Consider the following 209-nt stretch of genomic DNA (forward strand, 5'->3'; position numbering starts at 1 on the left):
ACTATCTATGTGATGAGCAGCAAGACTGGCAACCGTCACTGGAAGATATCCGTGCCAAGGTGAACAAGAACACCAAGGCCCTGGTGATCATCAACCCGAATAATCCCACCGGCGCCAACTACGAACCGGCCATGCTGCAAGAGCTGTTGCAGATTGCCCGGGAAAACAACCTGATCGTGTTTGCCGACGAGATTTACGACAAAATTCTC

At 51.2% G+C, this 209-nt stretch carries 1 protein-coding gene; it reads left to right on the forward strand.

Annotated elements, in window-relative coordinates:
* Window positions 1-209 (forward strand): aminotransferase class I/II-fold pyridoxal phosphate-dependent enzyme (locus A3714_RS06945; RefSeq protein ID WP_156493838.1); only part of this gene is annotated, 209 nt, incomplete at both ends.

The sequence above is a fragment of the Alcanivorax sp. HI0007 genome (assembly GCF_001635525.1).
In the GTDB taxonomy this organism is placed as follows: Bacteria; Pseudomonadota; Gammaproteobacteria; order Pseudomonadales; family Alcanivoracaceae; genus Alcanivorax.